Source organism: Streptomyces sp. NPDC057428, assembly GCF_042803195.1.
GTDB lineage: Bacteria > Actinomycetota > Actinomycetes > Streptomycetales > Streptomycetaceae > Streptomyces.
The window spans coordinates 1-22344 of the sequence record NZ_JBHVCT010000006.1; the positions used below are offsets into that span (position 1 = coordinate 1).

General features: G+C 71.5%; 22 protein-coding genes and 1 pseudogene. 12 read left to right on the forward strand and 11 right to left on the reverse strand.

The window, feature by feature from the left end; genetic code table 11:
- On the reverse strand, nt 1–259 hold a 259-nt coding region (locus tag ACFU5K_RS03815), incomplete at its 3' end, for a transposase (RefSeq protein ID WP_384056378.1).
- A gap of 154 nt (nt 260–413) precedes the next feature.
- Between ACFU5K_RS03815 and ACFU5K_RS03820 the strand changes: the two genes are divergently transcribed.
- The 3 genes from ACFU5K_RS03820 (at nt 414) to ACFU5K_RS03830 (ending at nt 4958) form a co-directional block, all read left to right on the forward strand.
- Nucleotides 414–1658, forward strand: coding sequence for an EfeM/EfeO family lipoprotein (locus ACFU5K_RS03820; protein ID WP_384056381.1), 1245 nt, complete (start codon nt 414–416; stop codon nt 1656–1658).
- Nucleotides 1655–2866, forward strand: a complete 1212-nt coding sequence (gene efeB, locus ACFU5K_RS03825; RefSeq protein WP_384056384.1) for an iron uptake transporter deferrochelatase/peroxidase subunit — start codon at nt 1655–1657, stop codon at nt 2864–2866. Before ACFU5K_RS03820 ends, efeB begins: the two co-directional genes overlap by 4 nt.
- Before the next feature lie 196 nt (nt 2867–3062).
- On the forward strand, nt 3063–4958 hold the full coding sequence (locus ACFU5K_RS03830; RefSeq protein ID WP_384056387.1) for a phospholipase C: 1896 nt from the start codon (nt 3063–3065) through the stop codon (nt 4956–4958).
- Nucleotides 4959–5225: 267 nt separating this feature from the next.
- Here ACFU5K_RS03830 and ACFU5K_RS03835 read toward each other — a convergent pair whose 3' ends face one another.
- Nucleotides 5226–6476: a maleylpyruvate isomerase N-terminal domain-containing protein gene (locus ACFU5K_RS03835; RefSeq protein ID WP_384056390.1), complete on the reverse strand. Its 1251-nt coding sequence runs from the start codon at nt 6474–6476 to the stop codon at nt 5226–5228.
- Complete coding sequence (locus ACFU5K_RS03840; RefSeq protein WP_384056393.1) at nt 6473–7054, reverse strand: RNA polymerase sigma factor; 582 nt, start codon at nt 7052–7054, stop codon at nt 6473–6475. Before ACFU5K_RS03840 ends, ACFU5K_RS03835 begins: the two co-directional genes overlap by 4 nt.
- A gap of 289 nt (nt 7055–7343) precedes the next feature.
- Between ACFU5K_RS03840 and ACFU5K_RS03845 the strand changes: the two genes are divergently transcribed.
- The 3 genes from ACFU5K_RS03845 (at nt 7344) to ACFU5K_RS03855 (ending at nt 9340) form a co-directional block, all read left to right on the forward strand.
- Entirely contained in the window at nt 7344–7718 is a 375-nt protein-coding gene (locus ACFU5K_RS03845) for an STAS domain-containing protein (RefSeq protein WP_327115874.1), read from the forward strand.
- A gap of 82 nt (nt 7719–7800) precedes the next feature.
- Nucleotides 7801–8337, forward strand: a complete 537-nt coding sequence (locus ACFU5K_RS03850; RefSeq protein WP_384056395.1) for an EF-hand domain-containing protein — start codon at nt 7801–7803, stop codon at nt 8335–8337.
- A gap of 550 nt (nt 8338–8887) precedes the next feature.
- Nucleotides 8888–9340, forward strand: a complete 453-nt coding sequence (locus ACFU5K_RS03855; protein WP_384056398.1) for an ATP-binding protein — start codon at nt 8888–8890, stop codon at nt 9338–9340.
- Between the two features lie 118 nt (nt 9341–9458).
- Here the strand turns inward: ACFU5K_RS03855 and ACFU5K_RS03860 are convergent, their stop codons facing one another.
- Nucleotides 9459–9794, reverse strand: coding sequence for a hypothetical protein (locus ACFU5K_RS03860; RefSeq protein ID WP_384056676.1), 336 nt, complete (start codon nt 9792–9794; stop codon nt 9459–9461).
- A 278-nt stretch (nt 9795–10072) separates the two neighbouring features.
- Here ACFU5K_RS03860 and ACFU5K_RS03865 point away from each other — a divergent pair, with 278 nt between their 5' ends.
- The 3 genes and pseudogenes from ACFU5K_RS03865 to ACFU5K_RS03875 all read left to right on the forward strand — a co-directional run bounded on the left by ACFU5K_RS03865 (nt 10073) and on the right by ACFU5K_RS03875 (nt 12270).
- A complete protein-coding gene (locus ACFU5K_RS03865) occupies nt 10073–10498 on the forward strand; it encodes a DUF2809 domain-containing protein (protein WP_384056400.1) in 426 nt (141 codons plus the stop codon).
- Between the two features lie 67 nt (nt 10499–10565).
- Nucleotides 10566–10816: pseudogene (locus ACFU5K_RS03870) on the forward strand (MFS transporter); the annotation flags it as partial.
- 107 nt (nt 10817–10923) lie between these two features.
- Nucleotides 10924–12270: a hypothetical protein gene (locus tag ACFU5K_RS03875; protein WP_384056403.1), complete on the forward strand. Its 1347-nt coding sequence runs from the start codon at nt 10924–10926 to the stop codon at nt 12268–12270.
- 82 nt (nt 12271–12352) lie between these two features.
- Here ACFU5K_RS03875 and ACFU5K_RS03880 read toward each other — a convergent pair whose 3' ends face one another.
- From ACFU5K_RS03880 to ACFU5K_RS03900, 5 genes are all read right to left on the reverse strand, one after another.
- Nucleotides 12353–13540 (reverse strand): flavin-containing monooxygenase, encoded by a 1188-nt coding sequence (locus ACFU5K_RS03880; protein ID WP_384056406.1) that lies wholly within the window; start codon nt 13538–13540, stop codon nt 12353–12355.
- Between the two features lie 103 nt (nt 13541–13643).
- Nucleotides 13644–14228: a hypothetical protein gene (locus tag ACFU5K_RS03885; RefSeq protein WP_384056408.1), complete on the reverse strand. Its 585-nt coding sequence runs from the start codon at nt 14226–14228 to the stop codon at nt 13644–13646.
- 9 nt (nt 14229–14237) lie between these two features.
- Complete coding sequence (gene htpX, locus ACFU5K_RS03890) at nt 14238–15149, reverse strand: zinc metalloprotease HtpX (protein ID WP_384056411.1); 912 nt, start codon at nt 15147–15149, stop codon at nt 14238–14240.
- Nucleotides 15150–15233: 84 nt separating this feature from the next.
- Entirely contained in the window at nt 15234–15899 is a 666-nt protein-coding gene (locus tag ACFU5K_RS03895) for a pyridoxal 5'-phosphate synthase (RefSeq protein WP_384056414.1), read from the reverse strand.
- 143 nt (nt 15900–16042) lie between these two features.
- The gene (locus ACFU5K_RS03900) at nt 16043–16690 is read right to left on the reverse strand and encodes a TetR family transcriptional regulator (protein WP_384056416.1); all 648 of its coding nucleotides are present in this window, start codon (nt 16688–16690) and stop codon (nt 16043–16045) included.
- Between the two features lie 444 nt (nt 16691–17134).
- Here ACFU5K_RS03900 and ACFU5K_RS03905 point away from each other — a divergent pair, with 444 nt between their 5' ends.
- A complete protein-coding gene (locus ACFU5K_RS03905) occupies nt 17135–17947 on the forward strand; it encodes a VOC family protein (RefSeq protein ID WP_384056419.1) in 813 nt (270 codons plus the stop codon).
- Nucleotides 17948–18181: 234 nt separating this feature from the next.
- Nucleotides 18182–20548, forward strand: a complete 2367-nt coding sequence (locus tag ACFU5K_RS03910) for a PQQ-binding-like beta-propeller repeat protein (protein WP_384056422.1) — start codon at nt 18182–18184, stop codon at nt 20546–20548.
- 14 nt (nt 20549–20562) lie between these two features.
- On the opposite strand, the gene ACFU5K_RS03915 is transcribed toward ACFU5K_RS03910, so the two are convergent.
- The gene (locus ACFU5K_RS03915; protein WP_384056425.1) at nt 20563–21243 is read right to left on the reverse strand and encodes a hypothetical protein; all 681 of its coding nucleotides are present in this window, start codon (nt 21241–21243) and stop codon (nt 20563–20565) included.
- A 211-nt stretch (nt 21244–21454) separates the two neighbouring features.
- Between ACFU5K_RS03915 and ACFU5K_RS03920 the strand changes: the two genes are divergently transcribed.
- Nucleotides 21455–21988, forward strand: a complete 534-nt coding sequence (locus ACFU5K_RS03920; protein WP_384056428.1) for a hypothetical protein — start codon at nt 21455–21457, stop codon at nt 21986–21988.
- 81 nt (nt 21989–22069) lie between these two features.
- Here the strand turns inward: ACFU5K_RS03920 and ACFU5K_RS03925 are convergent, their stop codons facing one another.
- Nucleotides 22070–22225 carry a hypothetical protein gene (locus ACFU5K_RS03925; protein ID WP_384056431.1) on the reverse strand — a complete coding sequence of 52 codons (156 nt, stop codon included), beginning with the start codon at nt 22223–22225 and terminating at the stop codon, nt 22070–22072.
- Between the last annotated feature and the right edge of the window lie 119 nt (nt 22226–22344).

Consider the following 22344-nt stretch of genomic DNA (forward strand, 5'->3'; position numbering starts at 1 on the left):
TGACCGCGACCGCGTAGGTCAGGCCGCGCTCGGTCAGGCCCTCGCGAAAGCCGGTGGCGTCGCCGTATCCGGCGTCGGCGACGACCGGCAGGCCGAAACCGACCTGCTCTCCACGCCATGCACTCTGGATACTGCGGTCACCGAACTGCCCACCACGGCGGGCCTTTACGCCTGGCGGGCACCGGCCGAAGTGCCCAACGCGCTCGATACATTCAATCCCTAGGCACCTATGGTTATCGCCGCACTGTCGAAGCCTCACCGGTCGTGGCGCCGCCAGATGGCTGGATGAACTGCGGACGAATTCTGGCTTTTCCTATGGTCAGGACCTGGTCAGGAACGCGGTTGCGGCCCGTTCGGCCCGCTTAGGCTCATCTGCGCCGCCTCAATTCGTACGACTCCCCCGGAGGCCCGACGTGCCCGAAGCCGCCCTCGACACCGAAGCCGGCCCCGTACCGCCTGCACCCCGCAACTCCGCTCGGCAGCGCACCGCGCTGCTCGCGGGCGGCGCTCTGGTAGCCGCGGCGGCCGGTGTGCTCGCGGCGGGAGGCACCAGCACGAGCGCCCACAAGCCGACTCCGGCCGACGGCCTGCGCCACACTACCGTCGAGGTCGCAGCCTCGGGCTGTGGCCGCGGCTGGACCCACCCGGAGCCCGGGCGCCAGGTGTTCGACCTGAGCAACACCTCCAGCACGGCGGCCGAGGTGTACCTGACCGACCCGAGGACCGGCGCCGTCTACGGCGAGGTCGAGGGGCTTGCCCCCGATACCGTCCGCTCGATGCCGGTGACGCTCGGAAACGGCTTGTACGCCTTCAAGTGCCTGCCCGATGACGCCGACGCCGTCACCGGCCCCACCGTGCGCCTCACCGGCTCGACGGTGACCAGCGGTCCCGCTGCCGTGCCCGTCTCCCAGCAGGACCTCATCCCGCTGACACTGGCCTACCAGAAGTGGATCCAGGGCCGCACCGTCGAGCTGGCGCGGAAGACCGACGTGCTGCGCTCCGCCGTGGACCGCGGGGACCTCGCCGCGGCCCGTGCCGCCTGGATGCCCGCGCACCTGGTGTACGAGCGGATGGGCGCGGCCTACGGCACCTTCGGCGATGCCGACGCCGCGATCAACGGGACCACGGCCGGACTGTCCGGTGGGGTGCGCGACAAGGACTTCGCCGGGTTCCACCGCGTGGAGTACGGGCTGTGGCACGGCGAGTCGGAGAGCAGTCTGCGCGGCCCTGCCGACCGGCTCGCCACGGACGTACACGCGTTGCGCGGCAGCTGGCCCGACCAGCGGATGGACCCGGCCGACGTCGGCCTGCGCGCGCACGAGATCCTGGAGAAAACCATGCAGTTCGAGCTGACCGGCCGCACCGACTACGGCAGCGGCACCAACCTGGCCACCGCCCGCGCCAACCTCGATGGCACCCGCGCGCTCCTCGGCTATCTGCGCCCGCTGCTGAAGACCCGCGACACCGGCCTCGCCGGGCTCGACTCCTGGATGGACCGCACCCGGCACACGCTCGACGGCTTCGACCACGACGACCACTGGACCCCGCTGGCCGGTCTCACCCGCGCCCAGCGGGAGAAGACCGACGCCGATCTGGGAGAACTGGTGGAGCGACTGGCGAACGTCGCCGCCCTCACCGACGCACGGAGGACCGCGTGAGCACCGTGGGCCGCAGAGGCTTCCTGGCCGGCGCGGCCGCCGTGGCCGGCACCGGACTCGTGGCCGCCGACCGGGCCGCCGCCACCGCCGCACCGGAGCGTACGAGCGCGAGCGTGCCCTTCCACGGCCGCCACCAGGCCGGGATCACCGCCCCGGCGCAACGCGCCACCGCTCTCGTCTCCTTCGACGCCACCGCCGAGAACCGCCGCGAACTGACCGACCTGCTGCGCACGCTCACCCACCGAGCCCGCTCCCTCACCGCCGGCGGCAGCCCGGACTCGCTCGGCATCACCGCCCCGCCCAAGGACTCCGGCACCCTGGGCACCGACATCCCGGCCGACCACCTGACCGTCACCGTCGGTGTCGGTGCCTCGCTGTTCGACGACCGCTACGGCCTGAAGAGCCGCAAGCCGCACCGGCTCACCGCCATGCCGTCCTTCCTGGACGACGACCTGGATGCCGCCTGGTGCCACGGCGACCTGAGCGTGCAGTTCTGCGCCGCGAGCACGGACACCGTTCTGCACGCCCTGCGCGACGTCACCCGGCACACCCGCGGCGGCATGCAGGCGCGCTGGCGGATGGACGGCTTCGTCAGCCCACCCCGCCCGTCCGGCACCCCGCGCAACCACCTGGGCTTCATGGACGGCACCGCCAACCCAGACATGGGCAACTCCCGTGAGATGGACCGCCTGGTATGGGTGGGCGCCGGCGGCGGCGAGCCCGGCTGGGCGACCGGCGGCAGCTATCAGGTCGTCCGGCTGATCCGGATGCTGGTGGAGTTCTGGGACCGGGTCTCTCTCCCCGAACAGGAGCGCATGTTCGGCCGTGCCCGCGACACCGGCGCCCCGCTGGACGGACGCCATGAGAAGGACGCCCCCCAGTACGCCCAGGATCCCAAGGGCGACGTGATCCCGCTGGACAGCCACATCCGGCTGGCCAACCCACGCACCTCGGCCACCGAGGACCAGTGCATCCTGCGCCGCAGCTACAACTACGACCGGGGTCTGGACAGCAACGGCAACCTCGACATGGGCCTGATGTTCTGCTGCTACCAGCAGGACCTGGCCCGCCAGTTCGAGACCGTGCAGAAGCGGCTGGCCGGCGAGCCGCTGGCCGACTACATCACCCCGTTCGGCGGCGGTTACTTCTTCGCCCTGCCCGGCGTCCGGGACGCGTCCGACTGGCTGGGACGGGGACTGCTGGCCTGATCCCGCCCACCCGTACCGGTCAAGAACAGACTAAAAGACCATGGGCAATTCCCTGAAGGACCATGGGACGTTCTTGACCGGCCGTTCGCTCACCCGCCTTGCCGCTCCCTCAGCATTGAGGACATTCCCCCCCGCAGGTGCCATGACCACGGATGTCGTGGCAGCGGAACGCAGTGCACTCGAAAGGCGAGACAGCATGATCGGCACAGGTAGAACCCCCGGCACGCGAGGCCGGCTGGCTCGCGTGGGCGCCCTGCTCGGCGTCGCCGTCCTGGCGACCGCGGGCGGCGCCGCCCCCGCCTTCGCCGCCCCCGCGCACGGCGGCCACGGCATCTCCGCCACGCGCACCGCGACGCCGATCAAGCACGTGGTCGTGATCTACGACGAGAACGTGTCGTTCGACCACTACTTCGCCACCTACCCCAAGGCCGCGAACACCGACGGCACGAACTTCAAGGCCGCGGCGCACACCCCGAAGACGAACAACCTCCTCAACTCCGGTCTGCTGAAAACGAACCCGAACCTCTACGCGCCCAAGCGGCTGTCCAGCGCGCAGGCCATGACCTGCGACCAGAACCACTCCTACGGCCCCGAGCAGTACGCGGCCAACGGCGGCAAGGCCGACAAGTACGTCGAGAACACCGAGGTCAGCAAGTGCACCGGGCTGTTCGGCGAGCCCGGCCTGGTGATGGACTACTACGACGGCAACACCGTCACCGGCCTGTGGAACTACGCCCAGCAGTACGCCCTCAACGACAAGTCGTTCAGCTCGGTCTACGGCCCCTCCACTCCCGGCGCGCTGAACCTGGTCTCCGGTCAGACCCACGGCGTCGTCTCGGTCGACCCGGCCTCCGGCACGGAGAACCCGAAGCAGACCACGAAGCCCGACTCGTACGCCGTGATTTCCCCGGATGCCAAGGGTGTGGGCACGCTCATCAACGACCCCGACCCGGCCTACGACGACTGCGCGGACAAGGACCACACCTCCACCAGCGCGCTCGCGGCGATGCAGGGCAAGAACATCGGTGACCTGCTCAACTCCAAAGACGTGAGCTGGGGTTGGTTCCAGAGCGGCTTCCGCCCGTCCACCGCCTGGGACGGAACCAGCGGCGACTACGCGAAGTGCGCCGGCACCACCCACACCAACGTCGGCGGCGCGGCGGTGGAGGACTACAGCCCCCACCACAACCCGTTCGCCTACTACAAGTCGACGGCCAACCCGCACCACCTCGCCCCGAAGAACATCGCCGAGGTCGGGCACAGCGGGCGAGCCAACCACAACTACGACCTGACCGACTTCGACGCGGCCCTGAAGGCCGGGAACCTGCCCGCGGTGAGCTTCCTGAAGGCCGCCGAGTACCAGGACGGCCACGCCGGCTACTCCGACCCCGTCGACGAGCAGCACTTCCTGGTCAAGGAGATCAACGCGCTCCAGCAGTCACCTGAGTGGAAGTCCACCGCGGTCGTGGTCACCTACGACGACTCCGACGGCTGGTACGACCACGTCACCTCCAAGGTCCTCAACGGCTCCAAGGACTCCACGGCCGGCTCCAACGGCAAGGCTCTCGACAGCGCCGCCTGCCAGGCGGGCCCGGCCGCCAAGGGTGGCTACGCGGACCGCTGCGGACCTGGCACCCGGCAGCCCCTGCTGGTCATCTCCCCCTACAGCAAGGTCAACAAGGTCGACCACACCGCCACCGAGCAGGCGTCGATCACCAAGTTCATCGAGAACAACTGGTACGCCGGCCGCATCGGCGACGCCTCCTTCGACCAGCGGGCCGGCAGCCTGAGCGGCATGTTCGACTTCCGCCACCCCAACAACAAGCAGGTGCTGCTGAACATGGACGGCTCGGTCAAGTCGGTGAAGAGGATCCCTCACCACAGCGGGGCTACCACGGCCGTTTCCGACAAGACGCCGTACCCGCCGTACGTACAGGACCTCAACGCGCAGAACGTCGCCGACAGCAGTTCGGCCTCCCCGGCGCTGCCGATCGCCCTCGTCGCCGGCCTCCTCACCGCGGGCGCGGCAAGCGGAGCGTTCGCTCTGCACCGCCGCAGGAGTCGCACCAAGCACACCGCGGCGGCCCTCTGACCCCTGCCGTTTCGACACCCGGGCGGCCGTGACCCGTTCGCTCTCCGTAGCGAGCGAGGCCGGATCGCGGCCGCCCACCCCGCATCGGCGCGGTGTCCATCGCCTCTCAGCGCGCAGGCCCCCGATGACAACGCGACCGTCCGCTCAGCCTGTTCCGCCCGCCTGGCAGCGGTCCCGGCTCCCTAGGTGGCCGTGCGCTGGTCTGTCGCGGGCAACCTGCAGGCGGGGGGTCTGCTGGGTGCCTGGCTAGCCCGGTCTGCCAGGCCCCTACAGCCTGCTGAGCGAGGCCGCGGCGAACAGCACGTCGCGGATGGCCTCGCGGTCGCCCTCCTGCCCGGCGGCCGCCTCCACCGGGGGCACGTGGCCCGCGACCAGCTGGCAGAACTCCACACCGTCGAGTGCCACCTGCGCGACCGTGTGGTCGGGGGAGCCCAGGGCGGCCGGTGAGTCCAGCGCGATGTACCAGTCGCCGCCGCCGCGGCCCTCGACCTCCAGGTGGAGGGAGCGGCCCGGTGCTCCCGCGCTGACGAGCTGGCGGGCGGGCGAGGCCAGACCCGCACGACGGCGCCCGGCCAGGGTGGCGGGCAGCAGCCGGGCCGCGAGGTCGATCATCCGGTGGAGGTGGGCGGCCGACGGCGGCTCGTACGGATAGTCCACCGCGTCCGCGATGTCCTCGCCGTGCACCCAGCACTCGAAGGCCCGCTCCAGGAGCGAGTCCTGCAGCGGGAGGGCGAAGCCGCCGTACGGGACGGAGAGTTCGGCGACGCCGCGGCCCGCGAAGGACACCGTGCGCACGAGGGCGTGACTCTGTTCGCGCCACGGCCCCCGCACGGTCCGGGTGGGCGGGCGGTGGGCTGCCGACCAGTGCGCCTCGGTGCGCTCGGTCGGTGACAGCGGCCTGTCGCCGCCGCCGAGCGGGTCGTCCAGGCCGAGTGCCCTGGAGACCAGGCCGTCGACCGCCATCAGATGGCTGATGACTCCCGCGACCGTGGTCTTGCGGTTCACCTGGTGGTCGCCCTCGAACCACTTCAGCCGCACCGGCGCGTGCCACTCCGAGTCGCCGATGTCCCGCAGCAGCGCGTCGAGCCTGGCGGTCTCCGCGTCGTACGGGACGGCCCAGTCCGGCACCGGGATGCGCGCCGGACGGCGCCCCAGGCAACCCTCCAGGACCCTGGAGCGCAGCATCGGGTCCAGGTCCAGCGTGCCGTCGGTGTGCAGCAGGCCCACGGCGTCGCGCAGCCGCAGGGCCTCGTCCGCGCACCGGGCGCACCCCGTGAGGTGTTCCTCCACCGCCGCGGTCTCCTCGGCGGAGCAGGCGGCCAGGGCCCAGGCTCCGAGCAGTGACTTCAGGACCCGGTGAGGGAGCGCGGGTGGGGCTGGCGGATCCGGCGGCACCGGTGGGGCGGGCTCCGCCGGTGGCAGGTACTCCCGGTCGTCCGCGGCCGCCCTCGGGCCGGGTATGCGCCGTTCGGCCGGCGCCTGCCCGTTTCGGTCGTCGCCGCCGTCGGACCCGCTCATGACGCGGGTCCGTAGCCGGGCGGTGACGAGCCCGCCGGTGTCCGGGCGGCGGCGGTGGACAGCAGTTGCAGTCCGAGCCGCAGCCGGCGCCTGGCTTCGTCCCCGGTGACACCGAGGTCGGCGGCCGTCTGGCGGTAGTCACGGCGCTGGATGTAGGCGAGCTCCAGGGCCGCGCGCAGCGGGGCGGGCATGGAGGCGACGATGTAGTCTGCGCGGGCGGCGGCGGTCGCCCGGAGCACCCGCTGCTCCAGTTCCTCGTCCCGCTCGCCGGCCTCGGGTCCCTCGCCCGCACCCTGGGCGACGCGGAGTCTGCGCACGGCCTCGCGGTGTGTGAGTCGCGCCACCCAGGAGCGCATCGAGCCGTTCCTGGGGTCGTAGGTGTCGGGGTGCTCCCAGACGTGGCCGAAGACCTCGCGGGTCACCTGGTCCGCGGCGTCCTCGTCCTCGAGCATGCGGTGGGCCTGGCTGTGCACGAGCGCGGCGAACCGGTCGTAGAGCTCGCCGAGGGCGGCCGCCTCGCCGCGCGCCAGCCGCTGCTGCATCCGGCGGTCCCAGCGCGGTGGTGCGTCCTTCACCATCAGCCCCCAGCCCTGTTCCCCGCGTCACGTCGAATGTAGTCGGCGGCCTGGTCCGAGCACGGGTGTTTCCAGCAAGTGCGTCCCCCGACTGGCCTCGGATGATAGGGAATACTCCAAACCTTGCCACTTGCTGACCGTGCAAACAGGCTGCAAGTGATCGCTTCTGATTGGATCCAGCGTCCGGCCCGAGGGGCGGAACGGGGTTTCGCTCACGGCCGAACGGGCAGCCGCGAGGAGGAACGGTAAATTCCGGATCCTCCGGAACCTCCGGAACGAGAGGCCTGGGCGCGTGACGCTGAAGGTGTACGAGACCGAGCAGGACGCGTGGACCGTGCTGCGGATCCGTGGCGAGCTCGACCTCGTCAGCTCACCCGTCGTGCGGCAGTCCGTACACGGGGCGGTCGCCGCCGGCCGTCACGACGTGGTCCTCGACCTCTCCGGTGTCCTCTTCTGCGATTCCAGCGGCGTCAACGTGCTGATCGCCTCCCGCCGCCTCATGAAGTCCTGCGGCGGCCGCCTGCGGCTGATCCTCCCGGACCGCGGCGCGGTGGACGGCTCCCACGTCAACAAGGTGCTCGGAGCCCTCGGTGTACGACGGCTGTTCGACTGCTACCCCGACGCGGACGCCGCGACCGACGAGGAATCCCAGCCACTCATCGCCTGACACGACCGGCGAGTACCGGGTTGTAACACCCGCAGAGGGATTCGGTGACACCTGACGCCCATCGGCGTCGTACGCTCCCCGCATGGACAGCGCAGAGTACGAGCGCAAGATCGCACACCGTTTCGCCGCCTTCGACCAGGACGGCAACGGCTACATCGATCGCGCCGATTTCAACGCCGCGGCGGCCCGCCTCCTCACCGAGTTCGGAACGACGGCCCGCTGCGACAGAGGCCAGGCCCTCTATTCGGGCGCCGAGGCCTTCTGGCAGGGCATGGCCGGTATCGCCGACGTGGACGGGGACCAGCGGGTCACCCGGGGGGAGTTCGTCGGAGGGGCCGTCAAGCGCCTGCGGGACAACCCCGACCGCTTCGCGGAGATCGCGCGCCCCTTCCTGCGGGCGGCGCTCTCCGTCGCGGCCGGAACGGACCCCGAGGGCGCCGCGGGTGCCTCCGCCCCGGTCGCATCGGTGGAACGCGCCCTGCGGGTGCTGGGCGCCGCCGACGACATCGCGAGCGTCGCGGCCCGGAGCCTGGACACCGACCGGGACGGACGGATCGTGGAGGAGGAGGCGGTCGCCGCGCTCTCCGCGTACTTCACCGTGATCGAACCCGACGCCTAGGAATCACACCCAACACGCCCAACAGCGCGAACAGTTCGCGCCGACCCGCGGGCCGGACCGGGCGCCTGCCCGGCTTGGCCCGAGGGGCCGCCCGGCGGAGAAGTGGCTGACCGGGGGCGTACGGAACGTCATCGGTGGGTGACGCGGCGCTGCGGCGGCGCTGGTCCGTCCCGGGCGCGATCCGTCACCGGACGCAGTCGCCGAGCGCCGCTCGGGTACGCTCCGTTGGATGCGAGTGGTAATGGAACCCGAGGTTCCGGGTGTGGCCCCTGCGGCAGGCCCTGCCGGTGAAGGATGCCCTGCTCGCGGCCCACGGAGCTGCGCCGGGCCGGCCGGGGGCACGCCTCCCCGGGTGCGCGGGCGCGGCTGTTCGACTCTACGCAGCAGGCGTCGCACAGTATGCAGCACGCGTACTCCTTCGCGCTGGAATATGCCCGAAGCGCTTGTTGCGGTGACTGTACGTCAACCATGCTGTCTCACAGGGGAGTCACGTTCTGTGACCCTGAGGAGGCGCTAGGCGATGTGTCCGCCGGTTCGGATGGTGTGAGCGGTGCAGGTGCTTCAGGTGCAGCTTGAGGTAGGGGCGGATCCCGCGGAAGTGGGACGGGCCCGCAGATGGGCACGCTCCCGGCTGATCGGGTCCGGGATGGAGGACGACGAGCCCATCGCGGAGACGCTCCTCCTGCTGATCTCGGAGCTCGTCACCAACGCGGTCGTCCACACGGGCTGTCCGGCCGTGCTCCGCATGCTGTTCGGCTCCACGGGCTCCTCGGGGACGGTCCGGGTCGAGGTGGCCGACACCAGTTGCCGGCCACCGCAGCCGCGTCATGCGCAGGGCGGGGACACAGGCGGCCGCGGGCTGGAGCTCGTGGACGGCCTTGCGGACCGCTGGGGCTGGCAGCCGGAGGGCGCCGGGAAGCGGATCTGGTGTGAGGTGGACCGGGGCGGCCCCATGATGGTCCCGGTGATCCAGGAGCAGCCCGGCGACCGGGCGCGGCTCTGAAGAACCGGTCCGCGCGCGGAGGTGTGGCCTGTGTCGGCCTTCGAGGTCCCGCCGTCGTGGTCCGTCCGCTCGCACCAGCGGCCGGACCAACCCGGGACGTGGCAGGTCCGGCAGGCTCTCAGCCCTTCCAAGGCTCGACTGTGTCAGCTTTCTGAGCGCCTGAATCCTTGCGTACCGCAAGCAGGAACAGGACTGCAGCGGCGGCGATGAAGCCGAAACCGACGCTCGTGCAGGCCATGACCGTCTCGAAGGAGGCGTCGGCGATCCGCGGGATGCCGTTGACGAGCATGAGGGCGTAGATGCACAGAAGGCCGTAAGCGCGAAGCCGCAGCCCGCCCCGACGCTTCCGCATCCATGGCGGCGTCCACCCTGCCAGTATCGACACCGATACCGGCAGCACGAGCGCCGTGGACACTACCAGCGCTATCCAGTGGTACAGCGGATTGCCGTTCACCCTGCCCCTTTCGTAGGCGATCAAAGCCTACGGAGGGTTGGCGAGGCCCGTCCATGACGAAGAACTTCCGGCGAGCCCATCCGGTCAGGGCACCAGGTTCTGTCCGGCGGGACCGGGCCCGGCCGGCACCCTGGGCGCTGTCGAAGATCCGCTGGGGAATGCCCAGTTCGAAGGGCAGGATGCCGTCCAGGGCGAGTACGACGACACGGTGCGGCATGCGGTCTCCTGATCCTCGGCGGACTGGCCGCCCGCCGCTCCGGGCTGATAGACGTCCTGCCATGGAGGTGAAGCCGGTGGAACAGCCGTTCATTCCCCGTCCGTCGGCGCACCGCGCGACGGCGGCGGCAGCCGCCCTCCTCACGGTGGCGGCGGGGCTCGGCGTCCGGGCGGTGACGGGCGGGGACTTCGCGAAGTACGCGGGGGACGCGCTCTACACCGTGCTGGTCCATGCGGTGGTGGTGTTCCTCGCCCCGCGGGTGCGCCCACCGGTGGCGGCCGGGGCCGCGCTGGCGTTCAGCTGGGCGGTGGAGTTGGCCCAGCTCACCGACGTACCGGCCCAGTTGTCCCGGCGGAGTGTGGTGGCGCGGCTGGTCCTCGGTTCGACGTTCAACGGCCCGGACCTCCTCTGGTACGTGGTGGGAGCCGGGTTCGCCTGGGCCGTGCACGCCCGGGTCGTGTCGTGGCGCTCCGGGACGCGGCCGTGACCGGCTTGGCCCGATCCCTGCGAAGAGTGTCTGCCCGGCCACTCGTCGCTGCGGCGCACCGGGCCCGATGCTGGGCCGCGTGAATCGGACAACCGACAGCGCGGCCGTCGCCGGCACCCCGCACGGGCTCCCCGGCCGACGGCGTATCCACCGGGCGTGGATCGTCGCAGCCGTCACCTTCGTGACGATCATCGGCGGCGCGGCCTTCAACTCCCTCCCGGGCTGCTCATCGACCCGCTCCACACGGAGTTCGGGTGGTCGCGCGGCGAGATCGGTCTCGCGGTCTCCATCGACATGGCGCTGTACGGGCTGACCGCGGCGCCGGTTGGTGGCACTGACTGCACAACCCCGGACCTTCCTTGATCGTCCAACTCTCGCCGGGGGCATGTCGGTCTCCGGCGGAGCACACCAGTCACTGGAGAAACATGAGACCCGTCTCCGTCCACCCGTTCGTACGCCGCGGCGCCTGCGCGGTCGCGACGGCCGGAATCCTGCTCGCCGGGATGTCCGCGCCTGCGTCCGCCGCCGAGACCGACCAGCTGTGGATCGCCGCGCCGCCCGAGAAGAATCTGGAGGCCGGCGGGGAGACCGGCACCCCGGTCGAGGTCGGCCTCTACCACGACAACGACAACTTCACCGTCACGGAAGGCCGCCTCACCGTCGACATCTCCGGTATCGCCGGGGTGGCGGACGTGACCTGGCCCGAGAACTGCGCCCCGACGGGCACGACGGCCGTCTGCAGCGTCCCCGAGGTGCCCACGATCGGATCGGACTACACCCCTCAGGTGCTGCTGAAGGTCCGTGCCGCGGAAGGCGCCGAAGCGGGTGCGCACGGCCGCATCACCTACGCCGCGATCGCGACCGGCGGCCCCCAGGGGACGCTGGAGGCGCCACGCGACTCGTTCGACACGACGGTCACCGTCGGATCGGGCCCCAACCTCGTCCTGAACGGCCTCGCCCCGATCGGGGACGCTCAGCCGGGTTCGGGGTACATGGTGCCGTTCTCGGTGACGAACGAGGGCAACGAACCCGCCGAGGGGTTCACGCTCGGCATGGTCGCGTCGCACGGCCTCGGATTCGACTCGGCGTACGACGCCTGCGTGTACACACAGGCGGGCGGCGTCGACGACGCGCCGTCGTCCCACGCCCAGTGCACCTTCGACCAGGTGCTCGAACCCGGTGACAGCTTCACGCTGCCCCAGCCGCTGTGGATCGCCGTCACCGGTCATGCGCTCCGGGAGCGCCTCGACGTCCACGTCCAGCCCGGGGGCGGTGCCACCGACATCGACACGGGGGACAACTACGGGATCGTCGCGGTGGACGCGGTCAACACGGCCGACTTCTCCGTGCGCGGTTCCAAGGTCTCCGGCGCAGCCGGCGAGACCGTCAAGGCCCGCCTCACCTTCCGCAACCACGGGCCGGCCTGGCTCGGCAACCTCGGCTCGGGCGACTCGGTGGCCGTCGTCGACTTCACCGTCCCCGAGGGCGTCACCGTGACCGGGGTGCCCGCCGCGTGCGACCCCCGGACGGCGGACGGTGGCTACCACCCGGGTCGCCTCGGCGCCCCGCGATACGTGTGCGACATGCCGTACTGGGTGCTGGAGGACGCCGTCCGCACGTTCCGCTTCAGCCTGCGCGTCGACACCGTCGTCCCGGACGCCAAGGGTCGTGTGGCCCTGAAGCCGGTGATCACGGGCACGGGCTTCCCGGACGACCCGAAGTCCGGCAACAACCAGGGCTGGGTCACGGTCAACCCAGCCCCGGCGGCGTAGGGGAGAACTCCGGCGGGGCCGGGCCCCGGTTCGGTTCCGCAGGGCCTGGCCCCCCGGGCGCCGGCCGTCCCGGCGACCGGGTTCAGTGCTTGGCGAGCCGCGCGGCTATCTTCCGTGCGTCGCGGGCTATTTCGCGGAGCATGCCGCTGATCGGGTTGGTGAATCCGGTGAAGTAGAGGCCCGGTGCCCCCTCCGGGGTGCGGGCGCCGTGCACCACGGGACGGCCCCGGGCGTCCAGCACGCCCAGGTGCCCGACCAGGTCCTCCAGGGCGCGCTCGTAGCCGGTCGCCGCGATCACCGCGTCGGGGGTGATCCGGCTGCCGTCCGCCAGCACCACGGTGTCCCCGTCGAACGACTCGACGGTCGCCACGGGCACCACCTGTCCGCGCTTCACCGCGTCGATCAGGCCGACGTCCTGGACCGGGATCGCCCCTTCCTTGACCCGGGAGTACAGCCCGGTGTCCGGACGGGGCAGGCCCTGCGCGGCCAGGTCGGGCACGGAGACGCGGGTCATGAGACGCCCGGCCCGGTCGACCAGCCGGACCGGCAGCCTGCGGACCAGGACGGCGGTCGCCTGCGCGGGCCAGCCGGCCGTGGAGCGGCGCACGATGTGCGGGACCGTGCGGACGGCGATCCGCACCCGGGCGGCGCCCCCTTCGACGAGGTCGACGGCGATCTCCGCCCCGGTGTTGCCGATGCCGACGACGAGGACGTCCTTACCGGTGTACGGCGCGGGGTCGCGGTAGTGCGCGGCGTGCGCCAGTTCGCCGGTGAAGTCCTCGCGACCTGGCCAGGCGGGTACGCGCGGGGTGTGGTTGAAGCCGGTGGCCACGACGACCGCGCGACCGGTCAGCACCCGGCCGCCGGTCGCGCTCAGCTGCCAGCCGGTGCCGTCCGCGGTCCGGTCGACGCGTGAGACCTCGACGCCGGTGACGATCTCCAGTTCGTGGTGGGCGGCGTACTTCTCCAGGTAGCGCACCATGTCGTCGCGCGACACCCACCGGCCGAACCGTCGTGGCATGGGCAGCCCCGGAAGGGCCGACCAGCGCCGGATGGTGTGCAGGTGGAGCCGGTCGTAGTGGCGGCGCCAGGAGGCGCCGACGTGGGCCGACTTCTCCAGGACCACCGCCCGTACGCCCTGCTCCCGCAGGGCCGCGGCGACGGCGAGGCCGCCCGGGCCGCCGCCGATCACGTAGACCGGCCGGCCGTCGGTGCGTTCGGTGGGGGTGGACTGCTGGGCGTCGCGGGGGGTGGATGTGCTGTCTGGCATGGTTCGGAGCGTAATCGGACATGAACATGATGGGTTCCGGTACGGGTGGGAATCGGTTGCGAAATGATCACGGGCGGGCGATTCGGCGGGTACGGGCGCCTGTTCAGATTCCGGGAGCGCCCCAGACCGGGAACCAGCGCGCGAGGTCGCCCTCCACCCGGAGGTCGTCGCCGAGCACCGCCCGCACCTGGAGCTCGAGTTGGCTGTCGCGCTTCTCCCCACCGCCCGGCACGGGGGCGAACGGGTAGAACGTGCCCCGCTTGTAGAGGTAGACCAGCGCCAGCGAACGCCCCTGCGGATCACGGAACCCGATCAGCGAGCAGAGCAGCTGCGGTCCGAAGCCGCCGTCCTGGAGCAGGGTGTTGACCGCGTGCAGGTCGTTGACGAGGCCGGCCGTGTCGTCGGGTGCGTGGCCGGCCAGCAGCCAGGTGTAACCGTAGTCGTCCCGGCTGAACTCCACCGGGATCCCGCCGCGCCCGGTGTCCGCGTCCAGCAGGTCCCGTACGTCCTGCCGGACGCGGGCGAACGCGCCGCCCTCCACTCCCGCGAAGCACACCGAACCGAGCCCGGTCGGGGTGAAACCAGTAGCCGCCTGGAGGGTGAGCGCCGCGGAGGGCACGGCGAAGAGCTGGTCGAGATCGGGGCGTACGGGCTTGCTGCGTCCCAGGATGCTGTCGAGCAGGCCCACGGGACCTCCTTACGGGCGGGACAGGTCCGCGGAGATGCGGGCCAGCTGGTCCAGGCGCTGTTCGAGGGTCGGGTGGGAGGAGAGCAGACGGCCCAGGCTCTCCTTGGTGGCGAAGGCGGGCACGAAGTAGAAGGCGTTGTAGGGCTCGGCCTTGCGCAGGTCCTCCGTGGGGATCCGGGCCATCTGCCCGCTCACCTTGGTCAGTGCGGAGGCGAGTGCCGAGGGGCGGCCGGTGAGCAGGGCGGCCGTGCGGTCGGCGGAGAGCTCGCGGTAGCGGGACAGCAGCCGGGTCAGCAGGAAGCTCAGGGCGTACACGGCCGCGCTGATCAGCGGGATGAGCATGATGATGATGCCCGCCGGATCGTTCCCCCGGCTGTTGCGGGCGAGGCCGCCCCACAGGGCGACGCGTGTCACGATCCCGGCCAGGACCCCGAGGAACGAGGCGATCGTCATCACGGCCACGTCGCGGTGCGCGACGTGCGACATCTCGTGGGCCAGGACGCCTTCGAGCTCCTCGGGCTCCAGTCTGCGCAGGAGCCCGGTCGTGGCGCAGACGAGGGCGGATCTCTCGCTGCGGCCGGTAGCGAAGGCGTTCGGCACGTCGCTCCGCGCGACGGCGACCCGGGGTTTGGGCATGTCGGCCAGGGCGCAGATCCGGTCGACCGCACCGTGCAGTTCGGGCGCCTCCTGCGGGGTGACCTCCCGGGCGCCCATCCCGTAGGCCGCGATGCGGTCGCTGAACCAGAACTGGGCGACGAAGAGGCCGCCCGCGATGATCAGGACGATCGGCCAGGCGCCCCGCAGGACGGCGAGGAGCACGCCCACCACGACGACGTACAGCAGCCCGATGAAGAACATCGTGCTCACCATGCGGGTGGTCAGCCCGCGGTCAGGGGCGTATCGGGAACGGGCTCGTGCCATGGGTGCCTCCAGCGGCTCACCTGTATCCCATAATGCTCCTTTCCTGGGCGAACCGGACCAGTGCGGGGTTCCGGGGCGCCGTGGTCACGGCCAGAGCAGCTCGCGGATCCAGTCCTCGCCCTCCCGGCGGTAGCGCAGCCGTACGTGGCGCCGCCGTGCGTCCCCCTGGAAGAACTCCACCTCCTGCGGCTCGACCACGTACAGCGTCCAGGTCCTCGCCTCGGTGTCCGGATCGGCCTGCGCGCGCTCCCAGGCGGCCTCCGAGGCCCTTACGAGGTCGTCGCGGGAGGGCAGCACCTCGCTCTGCGAGCCGGTCAGCGCTGAGGCCAGCGCACCGGCCGACCGCGCCCGCAGATCCGCCCGGCTCTCCTCCCTGCCGGCGGCGACGACCGTGCCCCGCACCCGTACCTGGCGGCCCTGGGCGGGCCAGTAGAAGCCCAGGGCGGCGTGGGGGCGGGCGGCGACCTGGCGCCCCTTCGTGCTGGTGGAGTGCGTGGCGAAGTGCCAGCCGCGCCCGTCCGCGTCGTGCAGCATCAGTGTCCGCAGGTCGGGGCGGCCCCCGGCGTCAGCCGTGGCCAGGGTCATCGTGTGCGGCTCGGTCTGCCCGGCGGCCACCGCCTCGGCGAACCAGGAGTGGAAGAGGGGGAGGGGGGCGGCGGGCGCGGTGCCGGGCTCGAACGGGGGGAGTGGCACGTCCCAGACGCGCTGCGCTCGGAGCAGTTCGCGGAAGGCCTTCTGTGCATCGCTCATGACCCCATTCCATCGTCCCGGGGCCGGGTGCGGAAACGCCGAAGGCGGACCACGCGTGTGGTCCGCCTTCGGCGCGACAGGACATGGGGAGCCGCGAAGGGTGTGCGGCTCCCGGTGTGAGGAGGGGGAGTCCTGGCCGGCGCCTACCTGACCGGCTTCTTGCCGGTGATGCCCAGATGAACCAACAGGGCAAGGTTCGAACGGAGTTCTGCCTGCTTGACGCCCCAGGTGGTGAAGCCCTTCTGGTGCGAGGCGGCCCCCGCGAGCATGACGACCAGGGCGCCCGCGACGGCTGCGGGGCTGACGTCCCTGTCCACCCTGCCCTTGCTCTGCAGTTCCTTGACCGCGTCGGTCAGCGAGCTGGTGACCGAGTTGAGGACCTTCATGCGGATCTTGTAGAACCGCTTGTCGCCCTCGGCCGCGCCGAGGTCGACGACCCGGAGGATCGCGTCGTGGTGGCGCCAGAAGTCGAGGAATCCCTCGACGAGTTCTTCGGAGGTCTGCCAGCCGGCCTTGCCGACCCAGGAGCGACCGCCGACCAGTTCGGTCAGTCCGGCACTCTCCTTGGCCATTTCCTCGGCGAGTTCGAGAACGGCGCCCTCGACGTCGGGGAAATACTGGTAGAAAGTCGCGGGTGAAGTCCCCGCCTTCCGGGCCACGTCGATGACTTTGACGTCCCGGTACGGCGAGGAGCTGAGCATCTCGCTGAGGCAGTCGAGCAGCTTTTGCCGCGTCTCCTGACCTCGCCGACCAGCCACGCGGCCGTCGACGGTGCGCACTTGTCCTGTCATGCCGTCAGCTTACCGAGGGGTGATCCGAGCGCGATCTGGCCGACTGCAAATGGGGAACGGGCCAGTGCGCACGGGGTGAACAGCGCAATTTCCGAGGTGCCGGAGTGTATTTTTTTTTGCGCCGGTGCAATGGGTAATTGAATTGCGCTTCTTCCGCGCCGGGGGATGTGCTCCGGTGTGATGTTGTTATCAACAGCCTGTGGATAACTTCGGTGGACAACTCGCGTCCACCGGCGGTGCGGAACCTTCACGATTCGGGCAAATGTTCTATTCGGCCCGCTCGGAGCGCGCCGCGCGGCCCCCGACGTTACGTTGAGTGTGACGGGGGTCACCGCTGCCCTCGTGGCGGCGCGCCGGGAACCCCGGTCGTCCCCACTCCGGCCCGGACCTCTGGGACTCCTCTGCGACTCCTCTGCGACTTTCTGCGACGGAAGGATCCGGGCCATGGCCGTGTTCGCGTCGGTGCCGTGCTGGGTGGACGTACAGCTCTCCGACCTCGAAGCGGGCAAGCGCTTCTACGGCGGGCTCTTCGGCTGGACCTTCCGGGCGGGCGACGGAATGCCCTTCGCCGACGCCTACAGTGAGGGGAGAATCGTCGCCGCGCTGGCCGCCAAGAAGGACGGCCGTATGCCGACGACCTGGGGTGTCTACTTCTCCACCGACGACATCCTCGCCACCGTCGCCGCCATCCGGACTGCGGGCGGGCGGATCATCACCGACCCGGTGCGAGCCGGCCGGGCCGGGGTCCTGGCCCAGGCCGCCGACCCGGACGGTGCGGTGTTCGGCCTCTGGCAGGCGGGCGACCGCGCGGGCTTCGAGAAGCAGAACGCGCCCGGCGCCTTCTGCTGGACCGAGGTGTACACCCGTCAGCCGGAGCGTGTGGACGCCTTCTACGAGGAGGTCCTGGGCTTCCAGGGCACCGACATCGAAATCCCGGAGCCCTCCGGTGGCACGGGAGCGGCGGAGGGGTTCCGGATGTGGTCCCCCGCCGGCACCGAACCGGGCGACGACACCGCGATCGGCGGTCGCGCCGTCATCACGGACGCTTTCCCCGAGATGCTGCCCAGCTATTTCCTCAACTACTTCGCCGTCACGGACTGCGTCCGCACCGCCGAGACCACCGTGCGCCTCGGTGGCCGGATCACGGCCCCGCCCATGGACATCCCGTACGGGCGGATGGCGGTGCTGCAGGACGACCAGGGCGCCGTATTCGCCGTGCTCCAGCCGGCCGAGTCGCTCCCCCGAGCCGTGGCCTGACGCGGCGGCGGGTACGGCCCGGGACACGCCCTGCTCAAGGAGGATCGCGCCGCTGTCCTGAAAGGATCGGAGTGCCACAGGACACCCCGATCCGCCCCCGGGTTCGCAACCGGGCCGCGAGCCAGGAAGAATCAGGGTGCGCACCGCCAAGTGGTGTCCAGTGGTGAGACGCTGCAAGGGGCGTGTTTTCGCGGGCTTCTGTTTCTGAGGTCCGTACGGGGAGGTGGCAGGCAAGTGGAACAGCTGACGCAGCATGACCCGCGGCGGATCGGCCCGTTCGAGGTGCTGGGACGGCTCGGAGCCGGGGGCATGGGGCTGGTCTACCTCGCGCGGTCGGCGTCGGGCCGACGGGTCGCGATCAAGACCGTTCGTACGGAACTGGCCGAGGACCAGCTGTTCCGGGTCCGGTTCACGCGTGAGGTGGAGGCCGCCCGCGCGGTCAGCGGCTTCTACACCGCCGCCGTGGTCGACGCCGACCCCAGGGCCGCCGTGCCCTGGCTGGCGACCGCCTACGTCCCCGCACCTTCCCTCGAGGAGATAGTGAGTGAGTGCGGGCCGATGCCCACGCAGGCCGTGCGCTGGCTGGCCGCCGGGATCGCGGAGGCCCTGCAGTCGATCCACGGGGCCGGACTCGTGCACCGCGACCTGAAGCCGTCCAACGTCCTCGTGGTCGAGGACGGACCCCGGGTCATCGACTTCGGCATCGCGTCCGGCGTCTCCAACACCCGCCTGACCATGACGAACGTCGCGGTGGGCACCCCCGCCTACATGTCCCCCGAGCAGGCCCGAGACTCACGCAGCGTGACCGGCGCGAGCGACATCTTCTCGCTGGGCTCCACCCTCGTCTTCGCGGCGACGGGGCACGCCCCCTTCCACGGGGCGAATCCTGTCGAGACCGTGTTCATGCTCCTGCGGGAGGGCCCCGACACCCAGGGGCTGCCCGACGACCTGCGCCCGCTCATCGAGTCCTGCATGCAGATGGACGCGACCCGGCGGCCCAGCCCGGCGGACCTGCAGGCCCAGCTGGCCCCCCACCTGTTCGGATCCGGCAGCGACGACAGCGGGACGGCCTCGGCCTGGCTGCCGACCGTGGCGACCGCGATGATCGAACGCCGCCGCGGCGGCGGCCGTACCGTCGTCGCCCCGCCCGCACCGGTGGCCGTGCCGCCGCCCCCGCGGCAGCCGCCGCCCGGAGCAGGCCGTGGGGCGGCGTGGGGCAACGGAGGCGAGCCGCGGACCGCGCCCGCCCCGGTGACGGCTCCGGTGCCCGACGGGGGTCCCGTGAGGCTGTCCGGGGCGAAGGTGCCGATCGGGCCCGGCCCGCGCCCGGTGGACGTGCGCGGGCCCGCCGCCGCGCACGCCGACCCGGCCACCGGCTGGGTGCGTCCGCCCGGCGGGCAGTCCGCGACACCGCCCACCGCGCCGGTGGTGCCCGCCCCCGCGCCCGCCCCGGACGCCGCCCCGGAGCGCTGGAGGCCGTGGCGCTTCCGCATGTCGAACGACGTGTGGGGCACGCCCGTCGTCGTCGGCGACCTGCTGTACGTGACGTCGTTCGAGGTCCACGCCCTGGACGTGGGCAACGGACGGCGCCAGTTCAAGACCCGGGACGTGGCGTGGTCGATGGCCGTCGACGGCGGCCGGATCCACGCCTCGGACGGCCCTTCGCTGTACGCGCTGGACGCGGCGACCGGCGCCGAGCGCTGGCGGCTCTCCACGGACGCCTGGGTGTACTCCCTCAAGGCCGACCGGGGCACCGTCCTGACCGCCACGCGCGGCGGCGGCGTGCAGGCGTGGGAGGCCTCCAGCGGCGAGAAGCTGTGGGAGACCAGGGGCGTCCAGACGGACTTCGAGACGCCGGAGGCGGGGCCCGTCATCCACGACGGCACCGTGTTCCTGTGGCAGGAGTCGCGGCTGCGGGCCGTGGACGCGCGCACCGGTGCGGAGCGCTGGTCCTACCCCGTCGGCGACGCGGCGTCCTGCGGCGGGGTGCCCGTCCGGGTGACCCCCGCACCGGACGGCTTCGTGTACGTCGCGGCGGGCACCCGGGTACTGGCCGTGGACAGCGTTTCGGGACGCGTGCGCTGGCACTTCGAATCACCGGCCGTCTTCCTGTCCCCGCCCGCCTTCGCGCCCGGCCCGGCCGTGACCGGCGGCGGGGTGTACCTCGCCGACTACCTCGGGACCGTGTACGCCCTGGACGCCTCGACCGGCAAGGACCGTTGGCGGATCGCGACGGAGGCCCGCCAGTCCGTCGAGCCCGTCCTGGTCGGCGCCGGAAACGTCCACGTCGGCAGCGGCAGCGCGCTGTACACGCTCGACGCGGTCACCGGGACGCCGAAGTGGCGTTTCGCGGCGGGCGGCGAGGTGGTCGGCTCCCCGGTCGTCGCCGACGGCCGCGTCCACTTCGGTTCGGCCGACCACGTGCTGTACACCCTGGACGCGGCGGGGGGCCAGCTCCGCTGGAAGCTGGCCACGGGCGGAGAGATCACGGGTTCCCCGGTGGCGCAGGCGGGCGTCGTGTACGCGTGCAGCAAGGACCGCTGCGTGTACGCCCTGGACGCGCTGAAGGGCACGGGCACGGGGAACCGGGCGCACGCCTGACGGGCGTCGGCGGTTCAGGGGTGCGGCGGGTGATACCGGTCGCGCTCCCCGTCGTCGTCCCGTCCGGGATGCGTGTCCCCGTCCTGGACCGGGTAGGCCGCGGTGTCCTCGTCGGCCGGTGACGTCCGGTGGCGGCCCGGTCCCGTGTACGGGTCCGCCTCAGGTTCCGGCCCCGGCGACGTCATCGCGGCCGGACCGGGTTCCTGCGTGGGTGGCCAGGTGTCCGGACGGTCGTCCGGCGGTACGGGATACGGCTCGACGGCGTCCCTTCGGCGGGGCCCCCGGCGAAGGCCCGACATCACCAGTGCGCCCAGCAGGAGCAGCACACCGCCCGCCAGTGCCTGCGCCACGCCCCACCCGAGCCCGGAATCCTCACCGCCGACCGTCAGGCTTCCCGCAGCCTGGCCCTGGCGGACCATCCACAGGGCGGTGAAGCCGAGCACGATCAGCCCCGCGAGGGCCACCACCCAGCGCGAGCGCAGAATGACCCCTACGAGGGTCATCAGGGCGGCGAAGAGGAACGGCAGCAGGATCGAGGCGATCACGGACGACGAGGCGCCGGTGATGCCGCCGAACAGGTCCTGGACCCGGTAGTCCCGGCCCAGGCGGCCGTCGTACCAGCTGTGGAAGGGGCTCTGAACCGCTGCGGCGGCGCCGACGAGGGCGACGACGGAGCCGAGGACGTTACGGACCATCGTCAGCCTCCCGGACCTTGGCGCACGGCTGTGCGCTCCGCTCCCCGGACCGACGCTACGCCCGGCCGATCTTCCCTGCCATCGGAGACCATGACGAGATCGTGACAGGGCCATGATGAGGCTGCGGGTGGGCGTCCGGAATGCTGTGAGTTACGGTGTCGCGTTCGTGCGACGGCCTCAGAGGCCGACTACAGCAAGGGGGGCTGCGTCGATGATGCGGCGACGGATCAGGTTCGCGGCGGTACTGGTCGTGGTGGTGCTCGCGCTCACCGGATTCTCCACCTCCAGCCACGGAGGCCGGAGCGGCAAGAGCCGAAGCGGCGGCTCCGGTGGTGGCGGATGCTCCAACTCCAGCAAGAGCAACGGCGGTTACCACGACTATGACGACGACTACGACGACACCTCGTCGAGCTCGTCCGGCGGCTCCACCTACGAGTCCGCCACCCCCGAGGCCACCGCCTCGGAGGACCCCGCGCTGCGCGTGATCCGCTGCGCCGGGCCCAGGAAGGGCAGGCGCGCGGGATCGAAGTCCTCGTCGGTCGAGATCCGCTCGACCGCCACGAGTGAGCACCTGTACGACGTGGTCGTGACGTTCGTCGATGCCAAGGGGCTGACGGTCGACACAAACAGGACCGAGGCCGAGGTCAAGGCCGGCGAGTCCAGGATCGTCACGGTCCCCATGGACAGCCCGCGTCTGGTCTCCCGCGTGAAGCGCTGCCTTGTCACGGCGGAGCTGCGCTACTGACCGTGCCCGTGGTGCGCACACGCCACGGCCGCGACGGCTCCCCCTCCGCGCCGCCGCGGCCGCTCCCCGTGCGGTTGAGGTCTAGTTGGCCGGCTCCGAAGTCGCGTGCATGTCGTCCGTGGTGGCCTCGCCACCGGTCGCGTGCATGTCCTTCGTCGTGATCGTGCCGGCGTCGCCGCCCGTGGCGTGCATGTCCTGCGGCCTGATCTCAGGGCTCTTCTTCGCTGCGTCCGCCATGCTGATCCGCTCCCGTTGTGTCGAGTGGCTGAGGCCCGCCCGGCTGTTCCCCCGTGGACTGCCGGGCGGGCGTACCAGGGCCGTTCACGATAGTGCGACGGCCACGACATCAGCCCGCC